This is a genomic window from Plantactinospora sp. ZYX-F-223, from assembly GCF_039649625.1.
Classification (GTDB): Bacteria; Actinomycetota; Actinomycetes; order Mycobacteriales; family Micromonosporaceae; genus Plantactinospora.
In genome coordinates this window covers 1-22,166 of the sequence record NZ_JBDJAV010000062.1, presented here as the reverse complement: position 1 = coordinate 22,166, position 22,166 = coordinate 1, and the positions used below count along the sequence as shown (strand labels likewise).

General features: G+C 73.3%; 17 protein-coding genes and 1 pseudogene. 4 read left to right on the top strand and 14 right to left on the bottom strand.

Annotated elements, in window-relative coordinates; genetic code table 11:
- Window positions 1-21: 21 nt before the first annotated feature.
- From AAH979_RS37835 to AAH979_RS37825, 3 genes are read right to left on the bottom strand one after another with little or no spacing between them, the layout of a single operon-like run.
- Window positions 22-1,839 carry a VgrG-related protein gene (locus AAH979_RS37835; RefSeq protein WP_346262947.1) on the bottom strand — a complete coding sequence of 606 codons (1,818 nt, stop codon included), beginning with the start codon at window positions 1,837-1,839 and terminating at the stop codon, window positions 22-24.
- 5 nt (window positions 1,840-1,844) lie between these two features.
- Window positions 1,845-2,612 carry a peptidase M23 gene (locus AAH979_RS37830; protein WP_346262946.1) on the bottom strand — a complete coding sequence of 256 codons (768 nt, stop codon included), beginning with the start codon at window positions 2,610-2,612 and terminating at the stop codon, window positions 1,845-1,847.
- A 41-nt stretch (window positions 2,613-2,653) separates the two neighbouring features.
- Window positions 2,654-3,082, bottom strand: a complete 429-nt coding sequence (locus tag AAH979_RS37825; protein ID WP_346262945.1) for a phage tail protein — start codon at window positions 3,080-3,082, stop codon at window positions 2,654-2,656.
- A 1,137-nt stretch (window positions 3,083-4,219) separates the two neighbouring features.
- Between AAH979_RS37825 and AAH979_RS37820 the strand changes: the two genes are divergently transcribed.
- Together AAH979_RS37820 and AAH979_RS37815 are read left to right on the top strand one after the other, a co-directional pair.
- Window positions 4,220-5,077: a hypothetical protein gene (locus AAH979_RS37820; protein ID WP_346262944.1), complete on the top strand. Its 858-nt coding sequence runs from the start codon at window positions 4,220-4,222 to the stop codon at window positions 5,075-5,077.
- 3 nt (window positions 5,078-5,080) lie between these two features.
- On the top strand, window positions 5,081-5,236 hold the full coding sequence (locus tag AAH979_RS37815; protein WP_346262943.1) for a hypothetical protein: 156 nt from the start codon (window positions 5,081-5,083) through the stop codon (window positions 5,234-5,236).
- 575 nt (window positions 5,237-5,811) lie between these two features.
- On the opposite strand, the gene AAH979_RS37810 is transcribed toward AAH979_RS37815, so the two are convergent.
- The 4 genes from AAH979_RS37810 to AAH979_RS37795 all read right to left on the bottom strand — a co-directional run bounded on the left by AAH979_RS37810 (window position 5,812) and on the right by AAH979_RS37795 (window position 8,596).
- The gene (locus AAH979_RS37810) at window positions 5,812-5,970 is read right to left on the bottom strand and encodes a DUF6760 family protein (RefSeq protein ID WP_346262942.1); all 159 of its coding nucleotides are present in this window, start codon (window positions 5,968-5,970) and stop codon (window positions 5,812-5,814) included.
- Window positions 5,967-6,434 (bottom strand): hypothetical protein, encoded by a 468-nt coding sequence (locus AAH979_RS37805; protein ID WP_346262941.1) that lies wholly within the window; start codon window positions 6,432-6,434, stop codon window positions 5,967-5,969. Before AAH979_RS37805 ends, AAH979_RS37810 begins: the two co-directional genes overlap by 4 nt.
- A gap of 108 nt (window positions 6,435-6,542) precedes the next feature.
- Window positions 6,543-6,986: a phage tail protein gene (locus tag AAH979_RS37800; RefSeq protein WP_203869023.1), complete on the bottom strand. Its 444-nt coding sequence runs from the start codon at window positions 6,984-6,986 to the stop codon at window positions 6,543-6,545.
- Window positions 6,987-7,048: 62 nt separating this feature from the next.
- Complete coding sequence (locus AAH979_RS37795) at window positions 7,049-8,596, bottom strand: phage tail sheath subtilisin-like domain-containing protein (RefSeq protein ID WP_346262940.1); 1,548 nt, start codon at window positions 8,594-8,596, stop codon at window positions 7,049-7,051.
- Window positions 8,597-8,834: 238 nt separating this feature from the next.
- Between AAH979_RS37795 and AAH979_RS37790 the strand changes: the two genes are divergently transcribed.
- Complete coding sequence (locus tag AAH979_RS37790; protein WP_346262939.1) at window positions 8,835-9,779, top strand: alpha/beta hydrolase; 945 nt, start codon at window positions 8,835-8,837, stop codon at window positions 9,777-9,779.
- A gap of 40 nt (window positions 9,780-9,819) precedes the next feature.
- Here the strand turns inward: AAH979_RS37790 and AAH979_RS37785 are convergent, their stop codons facing one another.
- The 6 genes from AAH979_RS37785 to AAH979_RS37760 form a co-directional block, all read right to left on the bottom strand.
- Window positions 9,820-11,640: a DUF4157 domain-containing protein gene (locus tag AAH979_RS37785; RefSeq protein WP_346262938.1), complete on the bottom strand. Its 1,821-nt coding sequence runs from the start codon at window positions 11,638-11,640 to the stop codon at window positions 9,820-9,822.
- 32 nt (window positions 11,641-11,672) lie between these two features.
- Window positions 11,673-13,436: a DUF4157 domain-containing protein gene (locus AAH979_RS37780; protein WP_346262937.1), complete on the bottom strand. Its 1,764-nt coding sequence runs from the start codon at window positions 13,434-13,436 to the stop codon at window positions 11,673-11,675.
- A 16-nt stretch (window positions 13,437-13,452) separates the two neighbouring features.
- Window positions 13,453-15,603 carry an ATP-binding protein gene (locus AAH979_RS37775; protein ID WP_346262936.1) on the bottom strand — a complete coding sequence of 717 codons (2,151 nt, stop codon included), beginning with the start codon at window positions 15,601-15,603 and terminating at the stop codon, window positions 13,453-13,455.
- Window positions 15,600-16,304 carry a DUF4255 domain-containing protein gene (locus tag AAH979_RS37770; RefSeq protein WP_346262935.1) on the bottom strand — a complete coding sequence of 235 codons (705 nt, stop codon included), beginning with the start codon at window positions 16,302-16,304 and terminating at the stop codon, window positions 15,600-15,602. Before AAH979_RS37770 ends, AAH979_RS37775 begins: the two co-directional genes overlap by 4 nt.
- A gap of 20 nt (window positions 16,305-16,324) precedes the next feature.
- Complete coding sequence (locus AAH979_RS37765) at window positions 16,325-19,357, bottom strand: hypothetical protein (RefSeq protein ID WP_346262934.1); 3,033 nt, start codon at window positions 19,355-19,357, stop codon at window positions 16,325-16,327.
- Window positions 19,358-19,514: 157 nt separating this feature from the next.
- Complete coding sequence (locus tag AAH979_RS37760) at window positions 19,515-20,138, bottom strand: response regulator transcription factor (RefSeq protein WP_346262933.1); 624 nt, start codon at window positions 20,136-20,138, stop codon at window positions 19,515-19,517.
- A 203-nt stretch (window positions 20,139-20,341) separates the two neighbouring features.
- On the opposite strand from AAH979_RS37760, the gene AAH979_RS37755 reads away from it, so the two are divergent.
- Window positions 20,342-21,634, top strand: coding sequence for a hypothetical protein (locus AAH979_RS37755; RefSeq protein ID WP_346262932.1), 1,293 nt, complete (start codon window positions 20,342-20,344; stop codon window positions 21,632-21,634).
- 153 nt (window positions 21,635-21,787) lie between these two features.
- On the opposite strand, the pseudogene AAH979_RS37750 reads toward AAH979_RS37755, so the two are convergent.
- A pseudogene (locus AAH979_RS37750) lies at window positions 21,788-22,166 on the bottom strand (hypothetical protein); the annotation flags it as partial.

Here is a 22,166-nt window from a genome sequence, read left to right as displayed (position 1 = left end):
CTCTCCGTTGGGCCTGCGCTCTCAGTTGATCCGTACGATCCGGCCGGAGACGGACACGCTGGCCCCGGTGAGTTTCAGCTCGCCGGCTCCAGCGTCCACCGACACGCCCCGGCCCTTGACCGAGACCGGTCCACCCGACTCGACCGACACGCCTTGGGTCCCCTCGACGACAACCTCGGTCTTGGCCTCGATCACCACGCTGCCGTCGCTGCGGACCACCACCGACGTGCCGGCCCGGTCCAGGTGCAGCAGCAGGTTGTCGGTGCCGCTGCGGGTGCGTAACCGCACCCCCTGCGGGGCGGCGACGGTGGGTCCGTCGAGCAGTTCCACCCAGTTGCCGGTGCTCCGGCGGCCGGCTGCCCGGCCCGCTCGGGAGGCGAACGAGAGCCGGTTCACCGCCCCGCTCGTCGGGTCGACCAGCGGTACGTCGTGCGGCGACGGCTGGTCGAGGCCGTTGTACAACCCGCCGACCACGTACGGCCGGTCGAGCATCCCCTGCTCGAACCCGACGAGCACCTCGTCGCCGACCTCGGGGCAGCAGACCCCGCCGCCGCCGAAGCCGCCGAGTTGCACCGTCCGGACCCAGTCGGTCTCGTACTTGTCGTCCAGCCACGGGAACCGGAGCTTGACCCAGCCCCGGTCCCGGCGTTCCGGGTGGTTGCGGTCGAGGGCGGCGTTGACGTCGGTGACCACGCCGACGGCCAGTCCCGGCATCCGGGCCGACCGGGCCGGGGCCAGGGTGCCGGCGGCCAGCCCGGCCAGCGACCGGTCCCGGCCGCCGCTGACCGTCAGCCAGGTCTGGTAGAACCGCGCCGGGCCGAACACGTGCCGGCTGGCGGTCGTGGTGTACTTGCCGGCGAACGGCTGCCCCACCCCGGTCAGCGCGAACGGCACGCCGGCCCGCAGCCGCGGGTTGCCCCGGACGGCCACCTCGAGTTCGGCGACGCCGGCCGCCACCTGGGCGGCCAGGGCGCGGGACACCGTACCGACCTCGGCCACGGTTTCGTACGGCACGTCGGCGACCAGCATCTCTGCGGTGCCGAACCGGCCCGCCAGCTCCCCGGCGGTCACCGGGATGCGCACCTCGTCGCTGTCGCGCACCGGGCTGCGCCCGATCACCGGCTCGCGGGTACGGCGATCCCAGCCCCGCACCTCCACGTCGGTGAACTGGCCGACCGAGGTGACGGTGGCGCGCATGGTGAGCACGTTCCCGTCCACCTCCGCCACGAAGTCGCTGCGCTCGGCGGTCGTCTGCGGGCCAGGGGCGGAGGCGGCGCGGACGGGTCGACGGAACTCGAACTTGCCGTCGACCACCGCCACCTCGGCGTCGTTGTCGGCCGCCAGCATGGTGAGGAACTCCCAGTCGCTGACGTTCGGTTGCGACACCACCTCGTAGACCACTGTGGTGGGATCTATCCGGCCGATCGGCAGGCCGGCAGACCGGGCGAGTTGCCTGGCGAGGTCGGAGGCCTTCTGGTTGCGGTAGCTGGCGACCCGTCGACCGCGCATGAGCCGGTGCGACAGGTCCATGGCCCGGATGGTGGTGTAGGTGCCGGTGCCGTCGAACTCCGTCTCGACGGTGACCACCTCCCCGGTGAACAGCGCCGTCTCGCCGTTCCGGTTCCCGGCCCGCACCGCCACGGTCAGCTTCCGGCCTATCGCGATCCCGGTCTGTTGCAGCAGCAGCGACCCGGGGTCGCGGTAGCGCAGGGTCGCCACCGCCGGCACGCCGGCACCGTCGTCGACGGAGCCGTACACCAACTCGTCCGGCCACGGATCGGGGAGCCCGTCCACCGGCAGGCCGACCTTGAGCAGATTGGTGAGGTTCCCCTCGGACACGCGATCTACCTACCTTCGCCAGCGGGGGCGACCGTCTCGGCCGCCGGGCCGGGGTCGCGGGACGGCACGGGCGGGAACTCGTCGGCGGAGGGCAGCAGCAGTTCGGTGCCGGGGCGGAGCCGGGTCGGGTCGTCGAGATCGTTCGCCTCGGCGATCACCCGCCACACCGTCGGGTCGCCGTACTCCCGGTGGGCCAGCAGCGGCAGCGAGTCGCCGTCCACCACCCGGTGCATTCGCCGGGCGGAGCGACCGCCGGAGGTGGGGTTCTGGCCGGGCTTGCTGCCGCTGATCTCGGTCAGGGTCAGCTCGCAGGTCGCCCGCAGCGGGGTACCGGAGCTGTTGAACAGGGTGTACGTCGCGGTGACCTGGCTGGCGTACGAGTAGAACGAGACGGTCTGGAACTGGCCCCAGGTGAACTTCACCCAGGGTGGCGACGGCGCCTTGGCCGCGATGCTGGCCGTGGTCGGCGTGCAGCAGGACAACAGGGTCTCGACCCGTTGCTGCACGGTGCGGCCGTGCGTGTCGGTCACGTCGAGGAACACCGTCAGGGCGAGGGTGCGCGGCTCCGAGCCGCTGAACTCCGGGACCCCGACCTGCTCCGCGCCGCGGACCACGTGCGGGATCCAGGAGGCCGACTTGGTCAGGGTCAGCTGGTTCGGGTTGAACATGAAGGCGATCGGGCCGCCGAGCGGACCGCCGGGACGGTTGCCGCCGCCCGGTGGTGGGTGGTAGCGCTGGAGGAACGCGGAGACCTTGCCGGTCGGTCTCGTCATGGCGCCACCGCCCCGCCGGTCCGGCACCCTGGTCGTGGCACCTAGCCCACCTCCAGGAAACCGTTGTACGCGAGTTCGATGCTCTCCGTCGCCGCCTGGGAGAGATCGGGGCCGAAGGACGGACCGGTCCAGCGGACGAGTACGACGTCGGCCAGGCCCCACTGCACCAGCAGCGCCCGGTCGGGCCGCAGCGCCGCGATCTGGGCGGTGCCCCGGGTGATCCCCTGCGGTAGGGCGGAGAGCAGTCGGGCCACCTTGGCCGTGTCCGGAATCAGCGGCCGGGTGAGGGTGACGTTGGTGTAGCGCACCCGGGACGGCAGTTGCCAGACGAAGCCGTTGTTGCCGCCCTCCTGGTGCTGCTCCACCTCGACCTCGCAGCCGAGCCCGTCACACGAGTTCCAGTCGCCGAGGTCGATTCCGTCGATGCGGAGCCGGAAGTGGACGCTGGTGCCCGGATCGGTACCGGTCATCGTGCACCGTCCAGCCATCGACCGGTACGCTCCCGGCCCAGCCGGAGTTCGGCCCGCAGCAGCCGGGAGATCGGCTCGACGAGGCGGTGGGCGAGTTCGTCCAGGGCCCGGCGGTCGAGATGGTGGAACCGTTCGGCGCTGTCCCGCTCGTCGCGTCCCGGGCCAGAGGAGCCGCGCGGACGACCTCCCGCCGAGTCGGGACCTGCCGTCCCACCGCTGCCCCCGGCGGTTGCCGTGCGACTGGCGGTCGGTGGGTTGGCCGGTGCCGATCGCTTCTGGACGATCGGTCCGGATCGGGTCGGTGCCGTCGGCGCCGTGCTGCCGGCGGTGGAAGCGCGGGAGGTCCGCCGCACCGGCAGCGCGGCGTCGGCCGTTCGGGCGGAGGCGGCACCCCGAGGACCCGTTCCGACCCTGGACCCGGCGGTGCCGGCCAGTGCCGGCCGGAGCCCGGCAGCCGGAACCGGAACGGGCGGCGGAGGCACCGACACGGCAACGGTGGATGGCGGCCGCGCCGGGCCGGCGCCGGGCCGGGGGAGTGGTCGCGCTTGCGCCGGACGAGGGCCCAGGACCGGGGCGGTCCGGATCCCGGCATCGGCGGAAACTGTGGCGGGCCCCACCATGGCGGGCACCTCCCTGCTGGTTGCCGGTGTTCGGCCGGTCGTCGTGGCGGTGCTGGCCGACGGGTCCGACCTGCTGCCCGGGGGTCTGGTCCAGCGGATCGGCACCGCAGGTCGGGCCGGGCTACGGGCGTCGGCGGGCATCGTCCTTCCGGAGTCCGCGCCGTGTGCCGCCGGGATCGCGGCGGTCCGGCGCAGGATCGGCAGTCCGGGCCGTCCGCCGAGCAGCGGAACCAGGTTCGCCCGCCGGCCGGCCGGTCCGGTCCCGGCAGCATCCTGGGACGGAGCCGCTCGACCCGACGGCGTCGCGACCGGACCGGCACCGCCCGCCGGCATGCCGGTGCCCGGCGGTGGCGGGGCGGTGCTCGACGACGGGGACTGCGGTCGGGGGGCCGGCAGCCGGGTGCGGGATTGCCCGGTGGGCCCTTCGGGGTGCGGCCGGCCGACCGGCAGCCGGGGATGCGGTTCGACGGACCGTCGCACCGGCTGGGCCGCTCGGTCCGGAGCGTCGGACCCTGCCGTGGCCGTGCCGCCCCTCGGGGCCGGACGCGTCCCCGGCAGCGAGGGCACCGCCGACGGCTCGGACAGCTTGGGCGCGGCGGCGGAGCGGCTGGGCGGCGCGGTCGACGGTCCGGGCGGGTCGGTCGGGGCGGGCCCGGAGGTGGCCGGCGGTCGGGGCCGGATCACGAGCCGGGGCCGGGCCTCCGGGCCGAGCGGGGCACCGAGCCCGACGGGCGATCCGGACGGCGGCCCTGGCCGGCGGGCCGGCGGACCGCCCGGGCCCGCCGAGACGCCCCGGGACCGTTCGCCGCCAGGGCCGGAGAGTTCCGCTGCGGCGGTCGGGCTGGCGGCGGTCGGGCCGGGGCGCGGCGTCGCACCGCCGGGACCGGGTGGGCCGGGACGGATCGGTGCGACCGGGCCGGGTGCGGGGACGGTGGGACCACCCGGGGCCGCGGCGACGCCGGGACGGTCGACCGGCGCGACCCCGCTCCGCCCCGACGTGCCGGACGTGCTGTCGGCCGACGGGCCGCGGCCTCGTTCCACATCGGACCGCTGTAGCGGTACCCCGGCGCTGCCGCCCGCACCGGACGCTCCCGCACCGGGCTCCGGACGCGTCGACCGGGGCACGGAGCGGTTCGAGGCCGGCCGGAGCGCCGTCGGCACCGTGGCCGGAGCGGCCGGGTCGGGGGCCGGCAACACGATGGGTTCGCCGAGACCGAGTCGCGGCGCCGAGGCGCCGGTCCGGCGGGCCCGTGACACCGGCGCGGCCGGTGCGTCGGGCGTCGTGCCACGCCCGATCGGCCGGACCGGAGCCGCGACGACCGGCGGGGTGGCCGTGGCGGGCCCGAGCGCGGGCGGGGGGAGGGGCGGGAACTGATCCGTGGCGGAGGAGTCCGGAGCCACGGGCGACGTGCCGTGCTGCGACGTCACCCGGGACGGCGCCGACGAGGCGTTGCCGGAACCGCCGGAGTTCGCGAGGGAGCCGCCGAGGTCCGCCCCGGTCCGGGCGGCGGAGGCCGGCGGCCGGAAGGGGTGACTGGTGAGGTCGGGCAAGGCAGCGGGCAGTCGCCGAGGCGCGGCGGCGACCCGCGCGACCGTCAACGGCGTACCGGTCCGACGAGCGGGGGAGGGACGTACCGGCGTCGCCCCGGCGGGTGGCGTCGTGGCGGCACCGGTCGGGACTGCACCTCCGGCCCCGGCTGTCGGACGGACGTCGGAGTCGGGCGGTTCACCGAGGGACGGGGAGGTCGGTGGTCCCGGGTCGGGCCCGCGGCGCACCGGCAGGACGGGCCGGGTCATCGCCGCCGGTGCCGGTGGCAGCGGACGGAGCAGGTCGTACGCCAACCCGCTCGGCGCGTCCGGGCTGACCAGGTGCGCCAGTGGGCTCCGGAAGGCGGGGTTCTGCCAGGTGGCCAACCGGCCCCGGAACCCGACCGGGTCGCTGAGTGACACCTCGGCACCGGTGACCAGACCGGCCATCGGTGGCACACCCCGCCAGCCCGGATCGGCGGTGTCCCGGCCCGGTCCCGGAGCCGGCTCCGGCGTCGGGGCCACCGTGGCCCGGACCGGTCCACGCCACCGCCGGAGCAGGCCGCGTACGCCCATCGCCGGTCACCGCCCTTCGTTGACGCGGTTGTTGATGGCGGCGATCTCCGTGACGTAGCGCCGTCGTTCGTCGTGACGCAGGTCGAGGATCTCGTCCCGGGACCAGTGGAAGTGGTAGGCGACGTACGCGACCTCCTCGTAGAGCCGGTCGGTCGCGTACGTCACGATTCCCCCGGGCGACCACCGGCGAGATCCACCTCGAAGCCCGATGCGCAGTGCGGGCAGGTGACCGCCGCGCGACTGTGCCCCTCCGCGTTGATTCGCCGGTAGAAGTCCTGCAGGAAGGCCAGGTCCGAGGCGAACAGCCGTTCCACCTGCTCGGCCCGTACCTCGGTGACCGTGCCCAGCCGGGTGATGACCATGCTGAGCAGCACGACCGACAGGTACGCGGGATTGTCCTTGACCCTCAGGTCGACCAGCGGGGCGAGTTCGTCCCGGGCGGTGGCCAGCCGCATGCTGCCGTCCCGGTGCAGGGTGCCCGCCTCGTCGACGTAGCCCCGGGGGAGTTCGAAGGAGAACTCGGTCTGCAGCCTCGGCGGCGCGGGCGGGGCCGCCCCGGAGACGGGGACGGAGTCCGCCCCGTCCGGCGGCTCGTCCAGGGCGGTGTGCGAAACGGTACGTCGCCTCATCGACCTCGCGGCGGGCGAGCCCGGCCGTGGTGGGCCGGACAACCGCCGCTACCTCCCTTCACAGAATCGGTGCGGGTGCACCGGGACGTCAGGAACCGCCGTCGCACCTCAGGAGCTGGTGATGCCCTCGAAGACGATCGTGATCTTCTCGGTGGCCGGCGACGTGTCGCCGGCCCGCAGGCTGGGCCCCTCCCACCGGCTCACCCAGGCGTTGGTCAGGTCCCACCGGCGCTGCTCCGCGTTCTCCGCGTCCACGATGATGACGCTGATGTTCTGCCGGGCCGTGTTGATCGCGCCCTTCTCGTAGGTGTCCTTGATCCACTCGGTGAACGCGCTGCTCTTGTCCAGGCCGCGGGTGATGGTCACCTCGCCGCCCTTCCGCGCCCCGGGAATCTTGCGGATGATGTACTCCCCGGTCGGGGTGACCTGGGTGACCTCGATCGCGTCGAGTTCCACGGTGAGGCCGCTGACCTCCTGGACCGACTCGACCCGGGCCTTGCCCAGCTCCACCTGGAACCGGTGGGTCACAAAGGTGTCGCCCGTCTCCGCCATCGCTGGTTACCGTCCTTTCCTAGCCGCCACGTCGACGTCCACTATGGAGAGTGCGTCCCGGGTCATTCCGAGACGAGGCTGCTGCTGTCGGAGTACTGGGACAGCCGGAAGACGACGAACTCGGCCGGCTTCACCGGGGAGACCCCGACCTCGCAGACCACCCGGCCGCGGTCGACGGACTCCGGTGGGTTGGTCTCCCGGTCGCACTTGACGTAGAAGGCCTCGGCGGCGGTGCTGCCGAACAGCGCCCCGCCGCGCCACTCCTCGATGAGGAACGCGGCGATGTTGCGCCGGATCGTGCCCCAGAGCCGCTCGTCGTTCGGCTCGAAGACCGCCCACTGGGTCCCGAGCAGGATCGACTCCTCGATGTAGTTGAACAGCCGGCGCACGTTGATGTAGCGCCAGGAGGGATCGGAGGAGAGGGTCCGGGCGCCCCACACCCGGATCCCCCGGCCAGGGAAGGCGCGGATGCAGTTCACCCCGACCGGGTTGAGCAGGTCCTGCTCGCCCTTCGTCACCGCGTTCTGCACCTCGATCACGCCCCGGAGCACGTCGTTCGCGGGTGCCTTGTGCACCCCGCGCTCCGCGTCGGTACGCGACCACAGCCCGGCGACGTGTCCGCTCGGCGGCAGGAACCGGTGCTGGCCGCTGGCCGGGTCGAACACCTTGACCCACGGGTAGTAGAGGGCGGCGAACCGGGAGTCGTACCCCGCCTCGGCCTGCCGCCAGGTCAGCACCTGGCGGGCGGTCAGCTCCGGCGGCGGGTCGAGGATCGCCATCCGGTCGCCCATCTGCTCGCAGTGCGAGATGACCGCCAACTGGACCGCCTTGACGTCGTCGAGGCCGATCCGCCCCTGCTGGTACGCGCTCATCAGATCGGGCACCGCGACCATGGTGATCTCGTCGATCGCCTCCAGGCCGCCGAAGCCGGTCCGGGCGTCCGCGTCGCCGACGTAGTCGTCGGCGGAAACCCGGGCGGGCAGGCCGGCCCCGTCGGCCGGTGCCGGTGGTACGGCCACCGACTGCTTCGCGGGCCGGGCCAGCGCGTTCGCCGGCGCCGCCTCCTCGACCGCGATCAGCCTCGACCGCTCCCGCACCTGGTTGACCACGTACGCCTTGGTGTTCCGCTTCGCGGAGACCTCGAACGTCTCCCGTTCCGCGCCGTTCTGCCGGACCACCAGTCTGAACCGGTCCTCCGGCACGGACTCACCCTCGACGTCGGCCACCTCCACGGTCAGCTCACCGGCGTCGCCGGAGCCGGCCAGCGCGGTGACCGTGAAGGTGCCGAGCGGCACCGGCGGACCGGTGACCGCCGTGCCCGCCGCACTCCCGCCGGTGGACGCCGCCGGGGCACCGATCCGGACCACGTAGCAGGCGCCGCCGCCGTTGGCGAAGTAGGCGTACACCGCGTGCGCCAGGTAGGCGTCGGAGACCATCTCCCCGAACGTCTGGATGAACTGGCTCCAGTTCGTCACCAGGGTCGCGGTGTTGAACGGCCCCCTGGCGGCGAAGCCCACGAAGGCGGCGACGGCGGTACCCACCCCCTCGATCGGGCGCGAGCCGCTCGGCACCTCCTCCACGTACACCCCGGGTGACAGGTACGACGGCATGACAGCTCCCTCGGGCACGACAGCGATCCGTGGGAGAAGTCTGGGTCGGCGCGGGACCGGGAACCACGACCCGACGGGCGGGCACGGGGGAAGCCGTTGCTACCCGATGGGGCAGTTCCGGGCGGGCACCGTCAAATGGCGGATGTCTGCCCGGGCGGGTGCCGGGAGACTCCGCGTACCCGAGGGTGACCTCGGCCCTTCCCGCCGCGCTCGCGGCCCGGATTCCCGGAGTGCTCGGATGATCGTGCTGGAGCCCGCCGCCCGGCGGTTCGTCGAGGCGACCGCGAGCCCGCCGTACCTGCACCAGTTGGGCCCGGAGCGGGGCCGGCGGTTCCTCGCCGAACTCCAGTCCGGGAACCTCGCCAGGCCCGACGCGGATCTGGAGGACCGGACGGTACGTGCGGATCCGGCCCGTGCGGTGCCGATCCGGATCGTCCGGCCGGCGGGCGCCATCGGCCGGTTGCCGGTGGTCCTCTACCTGCACGGCGCCGGCTGGGTCTTCGGCGACTGCCGCACTCACGACCGGCTGATCCGGGAGCTGGCCGTCGGCACCGGCGCGGCGGTGGTCTTTCCGCACTACAGCCTCTCGCCCGAGGCGCGTTATCCGCTGGCGGTGCAGGAGTGCTACGCGGTGCTGTGCTGGCTCGCCGGGTCCGGGGCGGCGGACCTCGACGGCCAACTGGTGGCCGTGGCCGGCGACTCGGTGGGCGCCAACCTGGCCGCCGCGGTGACCCTGCTGGCGAAGCGGCACGCCGGCCCGAGACCGGTCGGGCAGGTGCTCTTCTACCCGGTCACCGACGCGCGGTTCGAGACCCCGTCGTACCGGACCTTTGCCGAGGGCTTCCATCTGCGCCGCGACGCGATGCGCTGGTACTGGGACCAGTACGCGCCGGACGAGGCGGTCCGGGCCGAGGTGACCGCCTCGCCGCTGCGGGCGGATCTCGGGCAGCTCGCCGGGCTGCCTCCGGCACTCGTGATCACGGCCGAGGCCGACGTGCTCCGCGACGAGGGCGAGGCGTACGCCCACCGGCTGCGGGCGGCCGGGGTCCCGGTCTCGGCGACCCGGTACCAGGGCATCGTCCACGACTTCGTGATGCTCGACGCGCTGCGCGGCACCGAGGCGGCCGAGGCGGCCATCACCCAGGCGGTCATCTTCCTCAAGCGGGCACTGCGGTTGGCCTGACCCGCCGACCCACGGTGCACGTCCGCAGGCCGTGCTCGGGTCAGATGGGGCGGAACGACCGGTCGCCGTCGGTACGGTCTTCGAGGCGCACGGCGGGGACGTTGAGCAGTTCGTTGATGCCCGGGAACTGGTTGGGTAGCCGCACTTCCTCCACCTCGACCGGGTTCGGCGCGGTGTTGGTGTGCGTACGGGCGTGCGCCGCGCCGACCTGCACCAGGTACTTGCCAGGGTCGTTGGACGGATTGCCTCCCCCGCCCAACATCGCCCGGTCCCACCGGATCACCTGCTCGCCGTACGTGTTCATCATGACCGCGCGCCGGTGTTGCTGTTCCTCCATGCTGGCTCCGGCCCGGCGCGCCGGGCGGCTGGCGATGCCCTTGATCCGCATACCCGTGGCGCGGGCCGCCGCCAGGAACGGGACGAGGTCCCACTTCGACTGGTAGGTCTTGCAGAAGTTGGCCAGTTGCGGACTCATCGTGCCGCTGCTCAGGTAGTCGTCGACCAGGCGTTGGTGCGCGTCCTCCCGGAACGCCTCGAGGTAGAGGGTCCGCACCCCGTGCGTGTACAGCTTCGCCATGTTGTCCGTGGCCCAGGGGAAGAACGCCTCCGCCGTGTGCGACCCGCCGACGACCAGACCGTCCCTGCCGAGCAGGAGCAGGCCGGCGGCGACGTCTGCGGGCGCCGAGATCCCGTCCAGCAGCATGGCCGTCTCGTTCCTGGTGGCCTGCGCGTCCTGGGCGCCGTCCTCCTGCTGGTACCGCCCGGCCCGGGCCACCGCATCGTGGGCGAGCTGTTGGTCCCGCGCGGCCTGAGCCTCCCAGTACGGGCGGGTCGCCGGATCCTCGCGGCCCAGTAGTTCCATCATCTCGGCGTTGTCGCGTCGGCGGGAGCCGACCGTACGCGGAATACCCGCCTGCTCCGCCACGCTACCCAGGGAACGGCCGAGCTGTTGCCCGGTCGCCGTCTCCGGGCTCATCTCGATCAGCGAGGTGAGGTCGGTGTCGAGGTCGATCGGTTGATTGGTGCCCGGCGCCCGCCCGGTGGAAGCCCGGTGAGCGAGGCTCAGCATGTCCCAGGTCTGTTGATCGCCCACCTGGTGAGCGGTGCCCGGCTGGCCCGGGCCGCGGAGCGTGATCGACGGGCCAGGCGGTTCGCTGTGCAGCTCGTCGTGGGTTGTCACCATCACCCGTTGGACCGCTGGGGTACCCGACGGCGGCCCGGCCGGTTCGGCCGTCTCGTGGGTTTCCGGCCGCGCCGGTCGCTGACCGAGGGCCTGCCGCGCGTTCGCCTCGGCGGCCCGTTCGAACGCATCGCCCGGATCGGAGATTCGCAGGCCGTGACCGTCCTCGCTGCCGGCGACCGGGCCGGAGCGCTGTTGGATGACGTGCGTGAGTTCGTGGGCCAGGGTGTGCCGGTCGGCCCCGCCCTGGCCGATCACCACGTGGCTGCCCGAGGTGTACGCGCGGGCGTCGACCTCGGCCGCCGAGCGCTGGGCGAGGGCGCCGGTGTGCAGTCGTACGTCGGAGAAGTCGGCGCCGAGTCGGGCCTCCATGTCCCGCCGTACCGGCTCGGCCAGTGGGGTACCGGCCGAGCGCAGCACCTCGTGCACCGCCGACCGCTGTACCGGCTCCGGTCCGGGCTGGAGACCGCTGTCGGGTTCGTGGTGGCCGTCTTCCTGACCTGGCTCGATCTCGGTACGCAGCCGCTGTATCGCCTCGTTCACCGCGGCGTTGCCGGCTTGGCGTTGCAGGGCGAGTATCGCGGCCGCCGAACCGGTCGGCGCAGCGGGGCCGTTCGCTGGCCGGTTCGGCTGGGCGGGGTGGGCCCGGACGTCGCGGGACGCTGGATCGTGCGCGCGCATGGCCGTTCTCCTGTGGTCATTGGACCCGTTCACTACAGACCGGCGGCCTGGGCCTTGGCGGTACGGTCCCTGGTCAGGTCCTCGGCCTCGTTGAGGTGCTTGCCGTCCGGCGTCATGTCGAACGCCCGGTCCCTCGCAACGTGTCCGCGCTCGATCAACTCCTCGAGGTGTAGCGAGCCCATCCCGATATAGCGGACGCCCTTCTTCATCGCGTCCCGCGCGGCGTGCCCGAAATGCATATCGCGCGCCTCGAGGAAGATTCCTCGATAGGTGACGTTTTGCTCACGGGCGCCCTGCAGGGTCGCATGCTCATTCTTGTCCAGGTTCTTGTCGGTGCTGACCTGGAGGAACATCGCCTCGATAAACGCTTCGGAGAACCGCGTCAGTGCGGCGAACACGGCTGCTCGCTCCTGGGCGCCGAGGGCTTGCAGAGAGGTACCCAGATAGCCATTGGTCGAAAGGTTGGTGATGAACCCGTCGAGCGTCCGTTCATCCGCCTTGAACGCCTCAGCCAGCTTCTCCCGGGCCTCCAGTTCCCCCTTCGTCGGGAAGACCCCCTTGAAAACGTTCGAGACGAGCGTCGACCTCGACTCCGTGGCGTCGCGAGCATAGGCCCAGGCCATCTTGACACCGCGCTGGCCCATCTGCCCCGTGTGCGAGCCCTGCCGGAGTCCGGCGGTCTCCTGTTTCTTGAGAGACGGCAGCACCTCGGTCATCAGGTAGCCCATCTTCGGGTACAGCGACTCGGCGCCGAACCGGGACTTCTTCTTCTCGCCGGCGATCCCGAAATCGTTGAAGCGGGACTGGTTGGCATCCTTGTACGCCGTCTTCAGCGCCGAGCCCGAGGGTATCTTGTCGAACGCGAATCCCTCGTAGGTGAAACTTCTCGACCCGACCGCCGTCAGGACGTGATCGAGCGTGACGTGGTCGTGTTGCTCGCCGAGCACGTTGGTGCCCGTGGTGGGAAAGCGCACCCAGGTGTCGGCGCTGGGCGCGCCAGGCGGCAGGTTGCCGATGTGGTCCGTCCGGTCGGCCGCGTGGTCGCGGAACTCCTTCTCGTCTTCGTAGACGTGCACCAGTTGCTCGGTGGCCCTACTCCGCATGTCGTCGTTCTTGACGACGCTGGTGTCGTCCGGTGTGATCAGATCGTCCTTGATCCACGCCCAGCGTTGGACCGGTGTGTGTGCGGTCGGCCCCGCGCCTCCAGAACTCGCGGTCCGGTTCTCGCCTCCGGCCTCTGGTCTGGGCGCGGCCAGGGCCCGGGTCGCGTTGGCCTCCGCGGCGCGTTCGAAGGCGTCGCCCGGGTCGGACACCGACAGGCCGTGGCCGTTGTCGGTTCCGGGGACGGGGCCGCCGCGTTGTTGGATGACGTGGGTGAGCTCGTGGGCGAGGGTGTGTCGGTCGATGCCACCGGCCCCGGCGACGATGTGGTGGCCGGAGGTGTAGGCGCGGGCGCCGAGCTCTGTGGCGGAGCGTTGGGCCAGGGCGTCGGTGTGCAGTCGTACGTCGGAGAAGTCGGCGCCGAGGCGGGCTTCCATGTCGTGACGTACCGGTTCCGGCAACGGGCTGCCGGCGGCGCGGAGCACCTGGTGCGCCGTCGACCCCTGTATCGCTCGGGCGACCGCGGCGTTGCCCGCTCGGCGTTGCAGGGTGAGTATCGCGGCCGTCGGATCGGTGAGCGCGGCGCGGCCGGCGTTCGGCCGGGCCGGTTGGGCGGCGCGGCCCGGTTGGGCGGGGCGGCCCGGTTGGGCGGGGCGGGGCCGGACGTCGCGGTCCGGTGGGTCGTGGGCGCGCATGGCTGTCCTCCCGTGCTCAGTGGACCCGCGCGGGCTCTCCGCGCGGTCGGTGCTCGCCGAACTCGCTCTCCAGGAGCAACCGGCCGAGCTTGCGGTACTCCCGCTGCACCGCGCCGATCAGGTCCGCCATCTGTACCGGTCGACCCGCCTCCGCCGCCAGGTAAGCCGCGGTGACCACGCAGGCCCGGATGCTGCCGCCGGACAGCTCGAAGTTGCGGGCACAGAAGTCGAGGTCCAGGTCATCGTCGCGGGGCAGTTCGGTGCCGAGACAGCGGTCCCAGAGCGCGCGCCGCTGCGCCACGTCCGGCATCGCGAAGTCGACGATCAGGTCGAGTCGCCGGGTGAACGCCTCGTCCAGGTTGGCCCGCAGGTTCGTGGTCAGCACCGCGACGCCGTCGAAGGACTCCATCCGTTGCAGCAGGTAGGCGCTCTCCAGGTTGGCGTAGCGGTCGTGGGCGTCCTTGACCTCGGACCGCTTGCCGAAGATCGCGTCCGCCTCGTCGAACAGGAGCAGGCCGTTGACCCCGGCCGCCTCGGTGAAGATCCGCTCCAGGTTCTTCTCCGTCTGGCCGACGTACTTGTCCACCACGGTGGAGAGGTCCACGACGTACAGGTCCAGGCCGAGGTCGGCGGCGACCACCTCCGCCGACATGGTCTTGCCGGTGCCGGAGTCGCCGGCGAACAGCGCCAGTACGCCCCGGCCCCGCCCGCCGCCGGGGCGCATCCGCCACCGGCCCAGCACCCGGTCCCGGTACCGCACCCGGAGCGCCAGCTCTTGGAGTTGGTCGTGCACCGGATCGGGGAGCACCAGGTCGATCCAGCCGACACCGGGTTCGATACGTCGCGCCAGCCGGGCCAGGCCGCCGGCGTTCTGCCCGCGTACCCCGGCGTGCAGGTGGTCGGCGTCGACCTGGTCGGCGCCGGCGAGGAGGGCGAGCTGGTCGGCGGCCTGCGCGGCCCGGCGTATCTGGTCGGCGCCGAGCAGGTACGGCGCCAACTCGCGCGCCGGGTCCACGCCGTCGGCCCAACCGGCGGGGCGGTCCGCGTCCTGGGTCCCGCCGGCAGCCCGCCACAGCCTGGCCCGGCCCTGCTCGTCCAGTGGCGGGGTGGTGACCAGCAGCGGTGCCCGTTGTGTCCAGTGTGGATCCCACTCGTTCGATCCGGTGAGCAGCACCGGCACCGGCTGGTCGGCGAGTCGGCGCAGCAGCCGGGCGTGCTCCGGCCTGCCGACCGGGTCGAGTGCCTGGATCGGGCCGGCGACCAGGCCGGCACCGCGCAGCCGGGCCTCCCGTACCGCTGCGGCCAGCAACTCCGCGGGGGCAGGGTCGGCGGCCAGCGCGTCCAGGTCGAGCCGTAGCACGGACCGGCCGGCCCGGACCAGCGCCGCGACGGCCAGATCGTCGGCTGCGCCGCCGGGACGCTCCCGCAGGTAGCCCAGGCTCACCCCGGAGCGCAGCGCGTCGCCGAGCCGCTCGGCGATCCGGGCCCGCTCCGATCCGTCGGACACCTCGCCGGGCGGTTCGGCGGCGGCATGGTCCTCCGTCGGCCAGGCCACCCCGACCAGCCGGGGGTCCGGCGTGTCGTCGCCGAGCAGGTGCGCGGCGACCCGGTCGGGCACCCGCAACGAGCGGGACAGGTACGGCTGGTCCGGCTGCTCGACCATCAACAGCCCGCCGGCGACCAGCGGCGCCGATCCGGTGAACCGGGACCGGCCGACGGCGTCGCCCGGCGTCGCCCCGCACAGCTCCAGGGCCAGCCCCACGGTCGCCCGGCGCCGGCTGACGTCGTCGTTGAGGTAGCCGTAGAGCCGCTCGTACCGGGCTTCGACGTCGGGAAGCAGCGCGACGAGCAACACCTCCACGTCCAGGCCGGTGAGCCCGAAGGCGTCGGCCAGTCGCCGGAGCCGGGGCTCGGTTCCGACCTCGGCCGCCCGGTCCGCCCGCTCCTCCGCCGCCGCCCGCGCCCGCTGCTCGGCGGGATCCACCGGCCCCGATCCGGGGGACCGGGCCACCAGGCGGTCGGCGTCGTCCGCGGAGAGATACAGGCCCCGGAACGGGTCGTCCGGCCGGGGGTCGTCCCGGCGCCGATCGGCGACCAGTCGAGCGACCCGGGTCGCGACCAGCCCGAGCCGGTCCCACAGGTACCCGATGCAGTCCACGCCGCTCACCGGTCGTCCCGGTGGTTCCGCTGCCGGCCGTCCGGCTCGGGTCGCGAACCGGCCTCGACCCGCTCCGCCCCGTCCCGGCCGTCGTCCCGGCGGCGCGGCGCGGCGGTGTGGCTGCGAAGGCGCGCCAGGCGCCCGGCGGTGTCGCCGACCAGGACAATCCGTTCCCGGACCGGCGGCGCGGCCACGATCCGGCGGGTCGACACCGGTGCGACGACCACCAGGTCCAACGAGGGTTTGAGTTCTCCACCGAGCGCGGTCCACACGTCGGCCAGCGCCCGCCCCTCGCCGGGTGGTGCGGCGACCGCCATCGGCACCGCCAAGCGCAGCGCCGCCAGCGAGCCGGTCAGCCGTGCGGCCGGCAGTTCGTCGTACCGGACCAGACCGGCCAGCAGCGCGGCGAGCAGCCGGTGCTCGTCGGTGGGTCGATTGGTCCACGCGGTGACCAGGTAGGACAGCGCGAAGAAATGCGGCGCGTCGTGCCAGGCCACCGTGCGGTCGCTGGCGTCCCGCTCGGCGACCCGACCCTGGAAGTGCCGTGACCGGTCCTCCCGGATGTCGTAGAGGAACAGGTTCACCGTCGGTGCATTGCGCCGGGTCGCCCACTGCCGGGTGGGCGGGTCGAACGACACGTCCACCCCGGTGTCCGCCAGCATCTCGTCCACGACCAGACCGCGCAGTCCCTCGTCGATCTCGTGTATCACGCGTCCGTCCCCATTTCTCGTCACCAACGCCGGTGTAGCAGTCCGGGTGGTTGCTGGGCCGGCAGCACCACCAGGAACGGTGTACGCGCCGGACGGAATCCGGCGCCGGTGGCCACCGCCTGCCGGCCGCCCAGCCGGTCCTTCGGCAGCACCGGCAACTGGGCGGTGAAGCTGCCGTCGGCCGCCGGGCGTACCGGCGGGGCGGCGGCGGTGATCCCGAGGTCCCAGGAGAGCCGCACCGGCCGCCCGGGCGGGAAGTCCACGCCCCGGATCGAGGCGACGAACCCGGGCGGCCCGATCGGCGGCACCGCCACGATCCGTGGGGCGAGCACCCGCAGCGGTCCGCGCGCGGTGTCGTTGTCCGGGTCGGCGTTGCCGCCGGTGGTGCTGACGGTGCCCCGGACGGTGGTGCGCAGTGCCGCGCCCGGGGAGAGCACGCCGGCGACGGTGGCGGCGGCTCCCGGGGCGAGGTCCGGCACCGGGCAGCCGTCGGCCGGGCAGTTGGCCAGGGCCCCGCCGACCGGTACCCCGCCGGGCAGAGCCGGCCGGACCCGCAGACCGGTCGCGGTCGTCCCACCGGCGTTGCGCACCGTGTACCTGATGGTGACGGTACCGCCGACGTACCCCGGCTGCGGGTCGAGGGAGAGAGTCAACGCCGGGTCGGCCGGGCTGCCCGGCGACGCGGGGACCACCCGGACCGTGGTCGCCGCGCGGTTGTCCGACGGGTCCGTGTCGATCGGGTCGGCCTCGACCGACCAGGTCAGTTCGAAGTCGCCCGGGGCGGTGCCCACCAGGTCGACCCCGATCTCGACGGTGCGTCCCACGCCAAGGCGGCCCAACGCGCAGCTCAGGGTGGCGAGTACGCACTCGCCGACCGGGGTGTCGAGGCCGGTCACGGAGAGCCCGGGTGGCACGTCGAGGCTGCCCCGGACGTCGTCGGCCGCGGTCGGCCCCTGGTCGGTGACAGCGAGCCGCAGCGTGGTCCGACCGCCCACCGTGGTGCCAGGCGCGGGTGCCGACACGGCGGTGGCGATGTCGAAGCGGCGTTGCCAACTCGGTTCCTTCTGCCGTCCCGGCAGGTGCCCGGTCAGCGGCCGGACGCTGCCGTCACCGAGGTCATAGCTCCACAGCGCCTCGGGCGAGTTGTTGTCCTCGGCCCGTCGCGCCGAGAAGGCGAGCTGCTCGCCGTCTGGCGACCAGGCGACGTCCCGCGGCTGGTGCGGACCGTCCTCGCGGTCCGGCACCGCAACGGCGCAGGATCCGCCGCCGGGCAGCAGCAGCCGGCACCGGTTGTCGTCCAGGTCGACCAGGACCAGGCCGTCGGCTTCCCGGTTGAAGACCAGCCGGGTGCCGTCCGGGGAGAAGGCGGCGCTGTCGTCGACGACCGGGCACCCGCTGCCGCAGATCGCCGCGGTCAGGTCCGTCTGGTCGAGTCCGTCCGTAGCGTTGGCGGTCCAGATGTGCGTCGACACGTCGCCCCGGTAGGTGCCCCGGGTGAAGGCGAGCCGGCTGCCGTCGGGCGACCAGGCCGGCTGGGTGTCGTCGAGTCCGGCCAAGGCGTCCGGGACCGGCAGCTCCAGCAGACGCCGCCCGGTGTCGACGTCGACCACCTCGATCCGGGACGGGGTGCGCGGCGCCCCGGACCCGTTCCCGGGCGAGTTGCGGACCAGGGCGAGCCGGGTGCCGTCCGGCGACCAGGCCGGGTCCGTCTCCCGGTCACCGCGCCCCCGCCCGACGACCGGCAGCAGCCGTGGCCGGCCGCCGTCGGCGTCCGCGATCCAGATCCGTTCGGTCCGGACGCCGTCGACCGTCTCGAACCGGCTGACCGCGATCCGCTGCCCGTCCGGCGAGTACGCCTGCCGCTCGAACCACGGATCGCCGTCGACCGGCTCCCAGAGCAGTCGGGAGTCGGTGGCCGCCCCGGGATCCTCGCGCAGCACCGGCACGCGCAGGTCGCGGGGATCCACCCCGTCCGGACGGATGTCCTGCAGGGTGGCGGTGGTCCGGTCCGGGGCGCTGGTCCGGGCGACCAGCAGCGATTCGGTGTCGGCGCCCGGGGCGGCGTACCAGGTGGGGTGGCTGACGTCGCGGTCCTCGGCGAGCCGCGGCACCACCACGCACTCGCACGGATCGTCCCGGACCAGCACCGAGTAGATCCGGTCGACGTTCCCGGTCGTCTCGCCGTCCGGCAAGGTACGGCTCACGAACGCCACGGTCGCCCCGTCGGCCGTCCACGCCGGCTGCCGGGCCTGCCAGCCGGGCAGCAGCATCCGCACCCGGCCGGTGCCGTCCGGCGCGATCAGCCACACCTCGGGATGCGGGCCGGCCGGCCCGACGGTGTAGGCGATGCGTGCGTGCGTCGGGTTCGGGTCCCAGGCCGGCTCGGTGGCCCCGGTGGGTTCGGCGGTGACCCGGGTGACCGGGCCGCCGCCGACGGCCACCCGGTAGATCTGGGGGAGGGTGTCGGTGCCGCGTCGCCCCGCGAAGGCCAGCGTGCGACCGTCCGGCGACCAGGTCGGCCAGGTGTTGTCGCCGGTCCCGTCGGTCACCCGTCGGGTGTTGCCGCCGTCGACGTCGACCACGTAGATGTCCTGCCCGCCGTCGTCCCGGCCGGCGGCCGAGCTGTACGCGATCCGAGTGCCGTCCGGGGAGAGCACCGGCCGGCACTCGTCGGTCGAGTTCCGGGTGACCCGGCGCACCGGGCCGGTGCCTCGGCGCAGGTACACCTCGGTGGTGCGCTCGTCGCGTCGACTCACCCAGGTCGTCGCCGACCCGCGGGCCGAGATCTCGTCATCGAAATGGTCGGGTCCGGACTCGTTGAGCGGGGCCGCGGTCGCTGCCGGTCCCTCGCCCCGGACGATCCCGAGGCTGCGGTGCCCGGTGCCGGCGTACGCGATCCGCTGGCTCAGCTCGGGGTTCGGCCCCGGGCCGGGCGCTGCCGTCGGGGCTGGCGCGGGCGCGGCCCGGCCCTGGCCGACGAACCCGGCGGTGGGCGGCAGCGCACCGACGAGCAGTACGGCCAGTACGGCGGGGATTCCGATTGAACGTCGCAAGTGGACCTCAACGGGCGTGCGATGGATGGAGGTGACCGGCGGCCAGCCACCATCGTCCGGCGGTCTCCGGCCGGCCGGTGCGGACCGGAAGGCACCGTCGGGGGCAACGGTGCCGGCCCGTTCAGGCAACCCGCCTGCGGCGGGACCGCCCCGGTGGTCAGATCAACCCGTTGCGCAGGGCGTACGCCACGGCGTGCGCCCGGTTGCGCAGTTGCAGCCGGCTGGTGACGCCGTGTAGTACGTTCTTCACAGTCCGCTCGGAGTAGGAGAGCTTGCTGGCGATCTCCCGGGTGTCGAGCCCGTCCGCGACCAGCCGCAGCACGTCCACCTCGCGGGTGCTCAACCCGAGCAGGGTGAGGCCGCGCGGTTCGAGTATCTGTCGCTGGAGCCGGCCCACCTGGGCCATGAGCCGACCGAGCAGGTCGGCGGGGAGCGCGCCCTCGCCACGGGCGACGGCCAGGACGATGTGGCTGAGCCGTTCCGCGCTCGCCTCGGCGCGCCGGACCACTCCCACCACGCCGTGCTCCACTGCGAGAGACAACCCGGCATCGTCGATCCTGGCCGGCACCAGCACCAGTTTGGCCCGGCCGGCCCGGTGCAGTCGGCGTAGCAGCCGGGCGGCCGACTCGTCGAGGGCGTCGATGACGACCAGCGCGACACTCTCGGATGTCTCCTGGCCCGGCTCGACCACCCACAGGTCCGGCCGGGAACGGAGCTGACTCTCCACTCCCAGCCGAGAAATCGGGTCCTCCGCGTGGACGCTTACCGTGACACGGTGCACAACAACCTCCCAGCACAGCTCGACGCCCCTGTCGGGGCGTCCGGTCCGGACGGTGCCGCCGCGCCGGTGCACGGCGATACGGCAGAGGGTGCCGGACGGGACTTCGCGGGCACCTAACGCGGACCTAACGGGCAGCGGTTCTGCCCGCGCCGGTACCCCGGCGGCCGGTTCCGGCCGCTCCCGCCGCGCCTACGGTCGGGGACATGAGCATCTCGTTGGGCCTGGTGGAGACTCCGGCGGTGGTCGTGCCGGGCGAGAGCGTCGAAATCCCGGTGACGGTTCGGAACTCGGGTGACGTCGTCGAGGGGTACGACCTCGACGTGGTCGGCATGCCGAGCACCTGGGCGACGTTCGACCCACCGAGGGTCTCCCTCTATCCCGGCGCGAGCCAGACCGTCACGCTCACCGTCCGGCCGCCCCGGTCCTCCGAGGTCCGCGCCGGGGAGCTGCCGTACGGCGTCCGGGTGGTGCCCTCCGAGGCACCGCAGACCGCCACGGTCGAGGAAGCCGTGCTGACCATCGCGCCGTTCTCCGAGGTGACCGGGGAACTACGGCCGCAGGTGCGCCGGGCGCGACTCGGCGCCCGCTACCGCCTCGCCGGAGTCAACGGCGGCAATGTCGAGGAGACGCTGACCGTCACCGCCGTCGATGGTGCCGAACAGCTACGCTTCGCGCCCCGACCGAGGACGACGACCCTGGCGGCGGGCGAACGGTACGCGGCCGTCCTCGGCGTACGGGCCCGGCGGCTGCTCTGGCGGGGCACCCCAAGACACCTGCCGTTCCGGGCCGTGCTGAGCGATACGACGGGCCGGGCCGTCACCCTGGACGGCACACTGGTGCAGCAGCCTGTTCTCTCCGCCTGGCTGCTCAAACTGCTGGCCTTGCTGCTGGCCTTGCTGCTGCTTCTGCTCGCCCTCTGGTTCGGGCTGCTGCGTCCGGCGGTGACGTCCGCCGCCCGGGAGGCCGTCGACGAGGGCGTGGCGCGGGTCGCGACCGAGGCGGAGGAGGCGGCGAGCGAGGCTGCCGGCGCGGCGGCGCGAGACGCCATCGAACAGGAACGCACCGTGGCCCCCGCCGCACCGACGACGCCGCCGGGGACCGCCGGCAGTAACGACGGTGCCAGCGGGAGCGGACAGTTCGCCACCGCGCTGGTGCTGCGGACCAACCCCGGCGGGTCGGCGTCGCGCAGCTACACCGTGCCCCGCAACCGGGTGCTCCTGATTACGGATTTCCTGGTCGATAACCCGCAGGGAGACACCGGGACCCTGACCGTGACCGCCGACGACGTCCGGGTGGTCACCTACGGGCTGGAGAACTTCCGTAACCAGGACTACCACTCGGTCACCCCGATCAGGGTGCCGGCCGGGGCCCGGGTGACCCTCACCGTCGTCTGCCGGCAACCGGGCACCCCGGTAGGCGCTCCCGCGCCGAGGACCTGCCAGGAAGGGCTCTACCTCAACGGCACCCTCGCACGGTCCGCCGGGACGGGCTCCTGACGAGGCGTACCGGCCGACGGTCGCGGCGCTGGTGCGTCGCGTCAGCGGCGCCGACGTGGCATCGTTGCGGACTATCGCCGGACGAGAAGGGTGTGTAATGCCGAACTCGGCATCAACGCGGAGCGGCTCATTCGCTCGTGCTGGATCAGCGCGCTATATCACCAGGGTGTCGAACCGGCCTTCCCGACGGCGGACGTGCCCACGCCATCCCGCGAGCAGTGCGATGAAAGTCCAGCCGATGCCACCGAGGACCAGCGACCCCAGGGTGCCACTGGAGTCGACCCGATCGGCCTCCTCAAGCGCGATCACCCCGTCCGGGTCGGTGAGCATGGTCAGGGTGTCGCCGATGCGGTAGCCGGGGTTGCTGCCCTGATAGGTCAGTGGCTCGTCGAGCGGACCGTCGTCGCCCCGGAGCGTGAACGTGTGCCGCTTACCGGCGACCTCGGCGTCGACGATGGTTACCTCCTGGCGGACGCCGCGCTTCTCCAGCGCCAGGTCGGGGGCGAGTCCCACCGATCCCACGAGTACGAAC

Bases quoted from the DNA above. Each gene is read 5' to 3' on its own strand.
- AAH979_RS37830 (WP_346262946.1), bottom strand. From the start codon at position 2,612: ATGACGAGACCGACCGGCAAGGTCTCCGCGTTCCTCCAGCGCTACCAC.
- AAH979_RS37825 (WP_346262945.1), bottom strand. From the start codon at position 3,082: ATGACCGGTACCGATCCGGGCACCAGCGTCCACTTCCGGCTCCGCATC.
- AAH979_RS37805 (WP_346262941.1), bottom strand. From the start codon at position 6,434: ATGAGGCGACGTACCGTTTCGCACACCGCCCTGGACGAGCCGCCGGAC.
- AAH979_RS37800 (WP_203869023.1), bottom strand. From the start codon at position 6,986: ATGGCGGAGACGGGCGACACCTTTGTGACCCACCGGTTCCAGGTGGAG.
- AAH979_RS37795 (WP_346262940.1), bottom strand. From the start codon at position 8,596: ATGCCGTCGTACCTGTCACCCGGGGTGTACGTGGAGGAGGTGCCGAGC.
- AAH979_RS37790 (WP_346262939.1), top strand. From the start codon at position 8,835: ATGATCGTGCTGGAGCCCGCCGCCCGGCGGTTCGTCGAGGCGACCGCG.
- AAH979_RS37785 (WP_346262938.1), bottom strand. From the start codon at position 11,640: ATGCGCGCGCACGATCCAGCGTCCCGCGACGTCCGGGCCCACCCCGCC.
- AAH979_RS37780 (WP_346262937.1), bottom strand. From the start codon at position 13,436: ATGCGCGCCCACGACCCACCGGACCGCGACGTCCGGCCCCGCCCCGCC.
- AAH979_RS37755 (WP_346262932.1), top strand. From the start codon at position 20,342: ATGAGCATCTCGTTGGGCCTGGTGGAGACTCCGGCGGTGGTCGTGCCG.